Here is a 7,121-nt window from a genome sequence, read left to right on the forward strand (position 1 = left end):
AGCGTCGAAGCGGTGCGCTCTGCTGTGACTTCCGGCAACCAGGCGGCACTCAACAATCTGCCGCCGCTTCGCGACGTCATCGCCCGTCATGGGTTGGCGGCGCGCAAGTCGCTGGGCCAAAACTTTCTGCTCGACGAGAACCTGCTCAACCGCATCGCCAAAGTCGCCGGTCCGCTTGAAGGTCGACACGCCGTCGAGGTCGGGCCTGGGCCCGGCGGCCTGACACGCGCTCTGTTGCGCGCCGGCGCCAATCATGTGACGGCGATAGAGAAGGACCGGCGCGCGATTGCGGCGCTGGACGAACTCGCCGCCGTTGCAGCCGGCCGGCTGACGATCGTCGAAGGCGACGCGCTCGAAACACCGTTGTCGGGTCTTTCCGATCAACCATTGACGGTGGTCGCCAACCTGCCGTTCAACATCGCCACGCCGCTGTTGATGGCGTGGTTGGAGGCGGCAGAACCGATCGCGTCGATGACCCTGATGTTTCAGCGCGAGGTCGCCGCGCGGCTGACCGCTCAGCCACGCACGAAGGACTACGGCCGGCTGGCGGTCGCGACCCAGTGGCGCTGCGCGGTCAAACGCTGCTTCGACGTGCCGCCGCGCGCGTTCGTGCCGCAGCCCAAGGTCGCCGCCAGCGTCGTCCGCCTGGACGTGATGGCCCAGCCCGCCTACCCGGCCGATGCCCGCTGCCTATCGGACGTCGCCAAGGCTGCCTTCGGTCAACGCCGAAAGGCCCTGCGCAACGCGCTTGGCGCCCTGGTTGATGATCCAGATGGTCTCCTTGAGGTGGCCGAGATCGAGCCCGGAAGGCGCGCCGAGGAGCTGGAGATTGAGGAATTCGCGCGTTTGGCGCGGGCCTACGGGCGTCTGATCAACAAACCGATTGGCGCGGACGGCCAGTTGGTGTAAATCGCCACCGCTTCTTCGCGAAACCGGGATCGGCCATGACCGCCTGCCTTGCCATTCGACGACGACGACGACGCCCTCTCAAGAGGCGCGCGGCCGTGCGTCCTGGCGTTGGTGGTTGGGTACCCTTTTCGGGATGATCACGTCGACGCCGGTCGATCGGCACCTGCCTGAAGACCTGGCATAGATTCGACGACCCGGAGTTTCAGACCTTGTTTCACATTATCGAAGAGCGGCTCTCAGACGAGGAAGCCGTCAAGACATTGGCGCGGCTTGCGCTCGGCAACCGGATGACCGATAGCCCGGCGGCGCGGCTGCGCGCGACGAGCGATCCCGTGCCCGGGCTCAGCTTGGTCGCCCTGGAGAACGACGACCTGGTCGGTACCATTCGGTTCTGGCCGGTGATGATCGGGGCCGGCGTCAAGGCCATCCAACTTGGCCCCGTCGCGATCGAACCAAGCCATCGGGGCCGCGGCATCAGTCGTCTGTTGATCCGTTATGGCCTGGAGCGCGCGCAGGCTCAGGGCCATCGCATCGTCGTCTTGATCGGTGATCTCGCGATCTATGAACGCTACGGCTTTGTGGCCGCCGCTCCGCTTGGCATCACGCTGGCCGAATACGAAGACCGCGACCGCCTGCAGGTGCTGGGCCTGACGCCCGGCGCGCTTGACGGGCTAGGAGGCTGCGTTCGATCAGACGACACGTTTGATGCCGATGACCGACGGTTTGCCTGACGCCTTCTGTTAACTGTCGTCCAGCTCGCGGCGCATGTCGTTGATAAAGGCGCCAAGGCCGATCTGTCGCTCGCGGCGTAGCCGTTCGGCGCGCAGGATGTCACGGACCGCTTCTACCGACGTTTCAAGGTGCTGGTTGATGACGACGTAGTCATACGAGTCCCAGTGGGACATTTCGTCACTGGCGCGGCTCATGCGGTGCAGCACGACGTCTTCGGGGTCGGATGCGCGACTGCGCAGGCGGTCGTGCAATTCGCTCGCGGATGGCGGCAGGACGAAAACCTGCACAAGATCCGCCGGCATACGGTCGCGCAACTGCTGAGCGCCCTGCCAGTCGACGTCGAACAGGATGTCCTGACCGCGCTCGAGCGCGGCTTCGACCGGCGCGCGCGGTGTGCCGTAACGGTGACCGAAGACGAGCGCATGCTCCAGCAGCTCGTTGCGTTCGACCATCACGGCAAACGCATCGGCGTCGGTGAAGTGATAGTGCGTGCCGTCCTCCTCGCCCGGCCGCTTGGGCCGCGTGGTCGCCGAAACCGACAGGACAAGGTTGTCCTCGCTGTCGAGCAAGGTGGTCGCGATGGTCGACTTGCCCGCCCCGGACGGCGACGACAGGACCAATAGCAAACCCCTGCGCTGGACGAGACTACCGTTCATCATTCCACATTCAGGACCTGTTCGCGCAAACGGTCGATGGCGACCTTCATATCAAGCCCGATCGCGGTCAAACCGCTGTCGGACGATTTGGAGCACAGCGTGTTGGCCTCGCGCAGCAGTTCCTGGCACAGGAACCCAAGGCGCCGACCCGGCGCCTCTTCACCGCCGAGCAGGTCACGAAACGCCGTGATGTGACTGTCCAGGCGATCGAGTTCCTCCCGGATGTCGGCCTTGGTCGTCAAAAGCGCGATTTCCTGGGCCAAGCGTTCCTCTGGAACCGGCGTGTCGGCGCCCAGCAGTTCGTTCATCTGCTCATGAAGGCGATCGCGAATCGCCTGCGGCTGGGCCGCCTCGTGGTCGCGGGCCTGCTTTACACCCGCTTCAATGTCGTCGAGCAGACCGTCCAGCACCGCCTTAAGGCGCGCACCTTCGTTGGCGCGCGCGTCGACCAGCGATTTGAGCATCTCGGTCAAGGAGGCGAGCATGGCGACATGGCGGGCGTCACGCGCCTCCGGATCTTCCGAGGTGTCGGTCTCCAGCACGCCGGGCAGCCGCAACAGGCCGTCGACACTGGGCGGTGAGAGCTTCTCGCGCTTGGCGACATCACGCGCGACCGCCAGCACCGCGTCCAGCGCTTCCTGGTTGACGGTCAGCGGCGCCGCCGCCCGATTGGTGTCGACATTCAGGGTCAGCGAGACGTTGCCGCGGTTGAGGCGCCCCGTGACCGCCTCGCGGGCCTGTGGCTCCAGGACGTCGTAACCGGACGGCAGACGGCAGCGGACGTCAAGGCCCTTGCCGTTCACGCTGCGCGCTTCCCAGATCCACGACACCGTGCCGTCGCCGCCTTCGGCGCGGCCAAATCCTGTCATGCTTTGCAGTGCCACGGCTGTCCCCGCTCGCCGCCGACGGATGGTTGGATGCCGGTCAACCGGCGGCACCTGTATATACTCAGGCGCCATGACCCAACAAGGCCACCTGCCCCGCCCATGCCCGGCGTCCTGATCACCGGCGCCAGCAGCGGCATCGGCGCCGCCCTGGCGAACGCCTATGCCGATAGCGGCACGAACCTGTTTCTGGGCGGCCGCAACGCCGAGCGCCTGGATGCTGTCGCCGCTGCCTGCCGGCAAAGCGGCGCGACTGTCGAGACGGCAGCCCTGGATGTCACCGACCGCGATGCCATGGCCGCTTGGGTGCGCGACTGCGACGCCACGACCCCGCTTACGCTCGCGATCGCCAATGCCGGCGTTTCGGCGGGCACCGGCGGCGCGGGCGAAGGCGAAGCCCAGGCGCGCCATGTCTTCGCCGTCAACGTCGACGGCACCCTCAACACCTTGCTTCCGGCGCTGGAAGCGATGCGCCCGCGACGATCGGGCCAACTGGCGGTCATGTCGTCGCTGGCTGGCTTTCGCGGTTTTCCGGGCGCGCCTGCCTATTGCGGCAGCAAGGCAGCGGTCAGGGTCTGGGGCGAAGCGCTGCGTGGATGGGCGGCAGGCGACGCAGTTGGCGTCAGCGTCATCTGTCCGGGCTTCATCAGGACGCCGATGAGCGACGGCAACCCTTATCCCATGCCGTTTTTGATGGAGGCTGACAAGGCCGCACGGATCATCAAGCGCGGTTTGATGAAGAACCGCGCGCGTATCGCGTTTCCCTGGCCAGTCTACCTGGCGGCGCTTACCGCCGGCGCCCTACCGCCGGCCTGGACCGACCGGCTGTTCCGCGGCATGCCGCGTAAACCGTCAGCGGATGAGCAATCTAACAATCGACCTTAGAATATCCTCTTAACGTATTGTTTCTTAATATTATTCTTCCTGATTTCTCAACCATTCTCTATACGCCGCGACATTGTCGTTGTGTTCGTCGAGCGTGCGAGCAAAAGCATGCCCGCCGGTACCGTCGGCCACGAAGTAAAGATCGTCGGTCTCCTGGGGATGCAGAACGGCGTAGATGGCGTCGAACCCGGGATTGGCGATCGGTCCCGGCGGCAGCCCGGCGTTGCGGTAGGTGTTATAGGGGTGCTCGTACTCCCAGTCGGCTCGCGTCAGCGCGCGCCCCAGTTCATCCTTGCCTTCCGTCAGAGCGAAGATGACGGTGGGGTCAGACTGCAGCGGCATGCCTCGGGCGAGCCGGTTAAAGAACACGCCCGCGATATGGGCCCGCTCCTCCGGCACACCGGTTTCCTTTTCGACGATGGAGGCGAGGATGACGGCTTCCTCCGGCGAATCCAGGGGAATGCCGGGATCACGGTTCGGCCACAGCTCCTCCAGCGTGCCGGTCATGGCGGATGCCATGCGCTGGATGACAGCCGTTCGGGTATCGCCGAGTTCGTAATGGTAGGTTTCGGGCAGCAGATAACCTTCTGCGGGCTCGGCCTCGATCTCGCCGGTCAGACCGTCGGCGGCACGGACCAGGTCCAGAACGGCCATGGTCGTCAGGCCCTCGGGTACGCTGATTCTCCGCACCACCGTCCTGCCATCCGACAGGTAATCGATGACGTCGTCCAACGATTGGCCGGGGACAAAGACGTACTCACCGGCCTTCAGCTCGCGGCCTTCGCCGCGCCAGCGCACACGCAGCACCATCAGCAGGGAGTCGTTGATGACGCCGGCCTCGGCCAGAAGGTCGGCGATCGCGCCGACGCCGGTCCCGCGCGGGATGACAAGCGTCGTTTCGTTCTCCAGGGGCCCCGGATCGCGCGACTGCTGATCGAACCACAGGAAACCGGCCAGTGCGCCGATGGCGACAAGAACCACAACCGAGAAGAAACCGCCGACCCAGCGGTTGAAGGCACTCGGTTTGCGAACGGGTTTATCGGCAGGGCGGCCGCCTCCGTTCGTTTGGTTGGGATCGTCGTCGGCGGGAGACAGAAGCGTCCCCCTCAGGGTGCCTTGGCGACCACGAGGCTCGCGTTGGTGCCGCCGAACCCGAAGGAGTTGCTGAGCGCCGCACGCACGGGCCGCTCCTTTGCCGTCAAAGGCACGAGATCCATGCCGTCGCAGGCCTCCGACGGGTCTTCCAGATTGAGCGTCGGCGGTACCACGTCGTTCTTAACCGCCATGACCGCGTAGATTGCCTCAACACTGCCGGCCGCGCCCAAAAGGTGCCCGATCGACGACTTTGTTGACGACATCGAGATCTTCGACGACGCGTCCCCAAACAAGCGCCTGACCGCACCCAACTCGATCTCGTCACCCAACGGCGTCGACGTGCCGTGGGCGTTGACGTAGTCGATATCCTCAGGGTTGAGCGAAGCGTGCGCCATCGCGCTCTTCATTGAACGGAAGCCGCCATCGCCGTCGTCCGCCGGCGCGGTGATGTGGTGGGCATCGCCGGAGAGGCCGTAGCCAACGACCTCGGCATAGATGTTGGCGCCGCGCGCCTTGGCGTGCTCAAGCTCCTCCAAAACGACGATACCGGCACCCTCGCCCATGACAAAGCCGTCGCGGGCCTTGTCCCATGGGCGCGACGCGCGCTCGGGCTCGTCGTTGAAGTCGGTTGAGAGCGCGCGAGACGCGGCAAAGCCCGCAACACCCAAACGGCAGACCGCCGCTTCGGCGCCACCGGCGATCATGACATCGGCGTCACCGAACTTGATCAGCCGGGAAGCATCGCCGATGGCGTGCGCACCGGTCGAGCATGCCGTCACCACGGCGTGGTTCGGCCCCTTAAAGCCGTAGCGGATGGAGACGTGGCCAGACGCCAGGTTGATCAGAGATGACGGAATGAAGAACGGGCTCACCCGGCGCGGTCCGCGCTCCTGCAGCAGGATGGAGGCTTCCGAGATGGTCTTCAGCCCGCCGATACCCGAGCCGATCATGACGCCGGTGCGGTGCTGATCCTCTTCGCTCTCGGCCTTCCAACCAGAATCCTCAACCGCCTGTTGGGCGGCGGCAAGCGCCAGGATGATGAAGTCATCCATTTTGCGCTGGTCCTTCGTGTCGACATAGTCGTCGGCGCGAAACGCATAGGGCTCGTTGCCAGTCGGCGGCTGGCCGGCGATCTTGGCCGCCAGATCGCTGGTGTCGAAACTGTCGATGCGGCGAATGCCCGACTCACCTGCGACCAAGCGCGTCCAGTTGTGCTCGACGCCATCGGCCAGCGGCGTCACCATGCCCATGCCGGTGACGACCACCCGTCGTTGATCAACGTTATGCATCAGAAGCGGACCCCGCCGATCCGTCGCCTAGAGCGGATCATGGTTAGGTTGAACCGTTTGGCGGTTCCACCTAACCATGTGAATCCGCTCTGCGTCCATGAGGTGAGCAGATTCACCTGCCTTCATGTCATCGCGAAGCGATGTCATCAAAACAGGATCTGCTCAAAGGGCGACACCGGATCAGTCGGCGTGCTGGTCGATGTAATCGATCGCATCCTTGATGGTGAGGATCTTTTCCGCCGCGTCATCGGGGATTTCGACACCGAACTCCTCCTCGAACGCCATCACCAGTTCAACCGTATCGAGGCTGTCGGCCCCCAAGTCGTCAATAAAACTCGCGCTGTCCGTGACCTTGGCTTCATCGACGCCGAGATGGTCGACGACGATCTTTTTTACGCGATCAGACACATCGCTCATCGGGACACAACCTCCATGATTTCTCAAGAATTTCCGTGACTTGCGCGCTCCTGATAAGCACGCCGCATGACTGAAAACCGTTGTCCCCTACCCCCGGGGCGCGTCCATGTAACACACTTTAGTCTGGCAGGCGAAAGGGAGCACGGGACGCGAAAAATCGGCCGACTGCCAAGTGTTTACACGACAAAAAAGGCGGCCGACTCGTTCCAAAGTTGGCCGACTCCGAGTTGGCCGAAAAGTCGGCAGTGTAGACG

At 64.3% G+C, this 7,121-nt stretch carries 8 protein-coding genes; 3 read left to right on the forward strand and 5 right to left on the reverse strand.

The window, feature by feature from the left end; genetic code table 11:
* The first annotated feature begins 24 nt into the window (after positions 1-24).
* Positions 25-909, forward strand: coding sequence for a 16S rRNA (adenine(1518)-N(6)/adenine(1519)-N(6))-dimethyltransferase RsmA (gene rsmA, locus AAF563_11375; GenBank protein ID MEM7121870.1), 885 nt, complete (start codon positions 25-27; stop codon positions 907-909).
* Between the two features lie 209 nt (positions 910-1,118).
* Complete coding sequence (locus AAF563_11380; protein ID MEM7121871.1) at positions 1,119-1,640, forward strand: N-acetyltransferase; 522 nt, start codon at positions 1,119-1,121, stop codon at positions 1,638-1,640.
* 9 nt (positions 1,641-1,649) lie between these two features.
* Here AAF563_11380 and gmk read toward each other — a convergent pair whose 3' ends face one another.
* On the reverse strand, positions 1,650-2,300 hold the full coding sequence (gmk, locus tag AAF563_11385; protein MEM7121872.1) for a guanylate kinase: 651 nt from the start codon (positions 2,298-2,300) through the stop codon (positions 1,650-1,652).
* On the reverse strand, positions 2,297-3,181 hold the full coding sequence (locus AAF563_11390) for a YicC/YloC family endoribonuclease (protein ID MEM7121873.1): 885 nt from the start codon (positions 3,179-3,181) through the stop codon (positions 2,297-2,299). Before AAF563_11390 ends, gmk begins: the two co-directional genes overlap by 4 nt.
* A 102-nt stretch (positions 3,182-3,283) precedes the next feature.
* Between AAF563_11390 and AAF563_11395 the strand changes: the two genes are divergently transcribed.
* Positions 3,284-4,066: an SDR family NAD(P)-dependent oxidoreductase gene (locus AAF563_11395; protein ID MEM7121874.1), complete on the forward strand. Its 783-nt coding sequence runs from the start codon at positions 3,284-3,286 to the stop codon at positions 4,064-4,066.
* A 30-nt stretch (positions 4,067-4,096) separates the two neighbouring features.
* On the opposite strand, the gene mltG is transcribed toward AAF563_11395, so the two are convergent.
* The 3 genes from mltG to AAF563_11410 form a co-directional block, all read right to left on the reverse strand.
* Entirely contained in the window at positions 4,097-5,047 is a 951-nt protein-coding gene (gene mltG / locus AAF563_11400) for an endolytic transglycosylase MltG (protein ID MEM7121875.1), read from the reverse strand.
* 125 nt (positions 5,048-5,172) lie between these two features.
* Positions 5,173-6,450 (reverse strand): beta-ketoacyl-ACP synthase II, encoded by a 1,278-nt coding sequence (gene fabF / locus AAF563_11405; protein ID MEM7121876.1) that lies wholly within the window; start codon positions 6,448-6,450, stop codon positions 5,173-5,175.
* Between the two features lie 180 nt (positions 6,451-6,630).
* The gene (locus tag AAF563_11410) at positions 6,631-6,867 is read right to left on the reverse strand and encodes an acyl carrier protein (GenBank protein ID MEM7121877.1); all 237 of its coding nucleotides are present in this window, start codon (positions 6,865-6,867) and stop codon (positions 6,631-6,633) included.
* Positions 6,868-7,121: the final 254 nt, after the last annotated feature.

This window comes from Pseudomonadota bacterium, assembly GCA_039028155.1.
GTDB lineage: Bacteria > Pseudomonadota > Alphaproteobacteria > SP197 > SP197 > JANQGO01.